The organism is Leisingera sp. F5, from assembly GCF_001593695.1.
Window position 1 is genome coordinate 1 of record NZ_LUKH01000308.1, and the last position, 2,969, is coordinate 2,969.

Here is a 2,969-nt window from a genome sequence, read left to right on the forward strand (position 1 = left end):
CTCCCAGGGGTCGCCGAACTGGCGCACGCCGGCCTCCTTGCGAAGGCGGCTGTGGGTGTGGCGGCTGATCTTGCCCTGCATGGCATTCAGCGCACCGGCCAGGCCGTTGGGGAAATGCAGGCCGATATTGTCCAGCAAATCGGCAAATTCGCCCGCGACCGCGTTCAGCGTGTCACGGTCGACAATGCTCATCTTGCCCATCTGCTGGGTCAACTCCAGCTGCAGGTCGTCAGGCAGCTCCTCCAACGGGATTTCCGCGCCTTCATTCAGCAGCAGCCGGACGATAATTGCGGCCTTGGCCTTGCCGCTCAGCCCGCTGCCGCCCCCCGCGCTCAGAGGGGCCGGGGCACCGAACCCGCCCAGATCCGGCCCGCCTGAAGCCATCGGAAGCGCCAGCATGTTGTCTTGAGGCATTCTCGCACCCTACCAAAGATTCTTCTTGATCATGGAGGCTAGGATACGCCGCAAGCCGTAAAGAAAGGCTGAAGCTAGTAGCTGTGGGATGCACCTGTTTCCAAGGCGTTGCGCAGCGATGCTTCGGCCCAGCTGCCGTCACCGCCGCGTGCCTTGATCTCTTTCCACTGTATCAGGGCTGTTCCGTATTTTCCCTGTTCCACAAGGCCTTGCCCCATATACGAACGGGCAAGGATGTTATCCGGATCGCGTGCCAACGCCTGATCGTAATAGGCCTGCGCCACGTCCAAATTGCCCAGTTTGCGATGGGTGAACCCCCAATAGGTCAACACTAGCGAGTCCTGCTGGTCCGCCATTGCGCCCAGCACCGCCTGCGCGTCCTCCTGACGGCCGGCATAGGCCAGCTCGCGCACCGCGCCCAGCAGCTCTTGCTGGTTCAGCGAGGATTTCTTGGGGCGCACGCAGCGTTTCTTCTGGTCGTCCCAAACCCGCTTGCCTTTGCACTCCTTGGTAGTCTGGGTGGGTTTCGGCGGGTTCCAGTCGTTGCCGCTTGCGGCAAAAGCCGTCATCGGCAGGGTCAAGGCAGCGGCGAGAGCAAAATAACGCATATCGTCATCTCCAGATGCATAAATTCGTGATCAATGTACCCTTACAACCCGTGGGCCGGCCAATTTATTCATATCAAATATGCGTTGGTGAAAATTAGTTCAGAAATCATTCAGCGGGCAAGCGGTTGCTCAAAGGCGGTTGAGAGCCGCGCCAAAAGGAGTTCAAACCGGATCTTGACCTTGTGGTTCCGGTTCACCGAGGACTGCTGAATTCGCATCAGCTCAAGCAGCAGCCTGGACCGCAAGTGGAAATTCAGCAAAGGGCGGCTGATGGGGCGCCGGTATGTTTTGAAAAAGAATTCCACGCTGGCCTGTCGCACCCCGCCGGGGCCGATGTCCCGGGCGGGGAGAGGGTTGTTCAGGTCGCTGGCCAGGAAGTCCACCACGTCGTAGATGGCCGGCTTTTGCTTGCTGTAGGCAAGATCCAGTCCCACGACCGTCCCTTTGCCAAGGATCAGATTGCCGCTGTGAAAGTCGCCGTGGGAAAACACCCGGCTGCAGGGGGTGGCCTGAAACTGGCGTGATTGGCCATGGAGCTGTTTCAAAAATGCAGAGTAATGTTCCGGCTGCGCGTAAACGTCATCACCAGCAGATAGTTTGTAAAATTCGATGAAAATCCAATTCATCCAGATGGTTTCCGGTTCGGAAGGCCGGTGCTGATGAAGATGGTTCAGCCATTTTCCGCACCGCCGGAAAACCTGATTGGCCTGTGCTTGTGATTGCGGGGTCCGCAAGGCGTCAGAGGCGGTCCGGCCTTTGGCAAATTCGGTGATGTGAAAGCTCTTGTCTGCTCCCAGGTACACTGGGCCTGCAACCTCGCAGCCATCCGCCGACGCGAAATGGGGGCTGAGCTGTTCGAACAGGCGGAACTCCCTTTCGATCCAAGGGGTTCCGGAATTGAAGTCTTTCTTGAGGATCAGGGCCGAGCCGCTCTCGTGCATGAGAGAGAACACCATCTGTTGCCGTCCCCGATCAGTGGATTTATGGATACAGTTTATGCTGAAGCAGCCGTCCAGGCCTGTGGCCGACTGAAACTCCTGCAGGTGGCGCCGGATCAGGGCTTCGTCAAATTCTGCAAACAAAAGCATGGGTGATATGAGCAATGCCTAGGTTAAGGTTTCTGTGCCTTTTCCATATCAGGTCCAGGATGAATCCCGAATAAAGAAACGCCCCGCCATGTTGACGGGGCGTTCATCTTGCCAGCCAGGGGCCGGCTTACTCGCCGAACACCCGGCGGAAGATCGTATCGACATGCTTGGTGTGATAACCCATGTCGAATTTCTCGTTGATCGCCTCTTCGCCGAGGGCGGCAACCACGTCCGCATCCGCCAGCAGCAGCTCGCGAAAGTCAACGCGCTCTTCCCAGACTTTCAGCGCGTTGCGCTGCACCATGGCATAGGCGTCTTCACGGTTGACGCCGGCCTGGGTCAGCGCCAGCAGCACCCGCTGCGACATCACCAGACCTGGGAATTTATTCATGTTGTCCAGCATGTTCTCGGGGAACACCAGCATTTTGTCGATGACACCCGCCAGACGGTGCAGGGCAAAGTCCAGGGTGACGGTGGCGTCGGGGCCAATGCCGCGTTCCACGGAGGAATGCGAGATGTCGCGCTCGTGCCACAGCGCCACGTTTTCCATCGCAGGCACCACGGTCATGCGGACCAGACGCGCCAGACCGGTCAGGTTTTCGGTCAAAACCGGGTTCTTCTTATGCGGCATCGCCGAGGAGCCCTTCTGGCCCATCGAGAAGAATTCGGCACCTTCCAGAACCTCGGTGCGCTGCATATGGCGGATTTCCACAGCAATGTTTTCGATCGAGGAGGCAATGACGCCGAGGGTGGCAAAGAACATCGCGTGGCGGTCGCGCGGGATCACCTGGGTGGAGATCGGCTCAGGCCGCAGGCCCAGCTGTTCGCAGACGTGGTCCTCGACCGCCGGATCGACATT

General features: G+C 58.7%; 3 protein-coding genes and 1 pseudogene. All 4 read right to left on the reverse strand.

All coding sequences use genetic code 11. From position 1 onward, the window contains the following. A pseudogene (locus A2I95_RS29350) lies at nt 1–414 on the reverse strand (flagellar motor switch protein FliG); the annotation flags it as partial. A gap of 74 nt (nt 415–488) precedes the next feature. Then, entirely contained in the window at nt 489–1,022 is a 534-nt protein-coding gene (locus A2I95_RS29355; protein ID WP_291735559.1) for a tetratricopeptide repeat protein, read from the reverse strand. Between the two features lie 110 nt (nt 1,023–1,132). Then, nucleotides 1,133–1,978, reverse strand: a complete 846-nt coding sequence (locus A2I95_RS29360) for an aminoglycoside phosphotransferase family protein (RefSeq protein ID WP_291735562.1) — start codon at nt 1,976–1,978, stop codon at nt 1,133–1,135. A 259-nt stretch (nt 1,979–2,237) separates the two neighbouring features. Next, a partial coding sequence (locus A2I95_RS29365; RefSeq protein ID WP_291735564.1) for a lyase family protein occupies nt 2,238–2,969 on the reverse strand: 732 nt, incomplete at its 5' end.

Excerpts from the sequence above, each read along its gene's own strand:
- A2I95_RS29355 (WP_291735559.1), bottom strand. The coding sequence starts at position 1,022 with ATGCGTTATTTTGCTCTCGCCGCTGCCTTGACCCTGCCGATGACGGCT.
- A2I95_RS29360 (WP_291735562.1), bottom strand. The coding sequence starts at position 1,978 with ATGGTGTTCTCTCTCATGCACGAGAGCGGCTCGGCCCTGATCCTCAAG.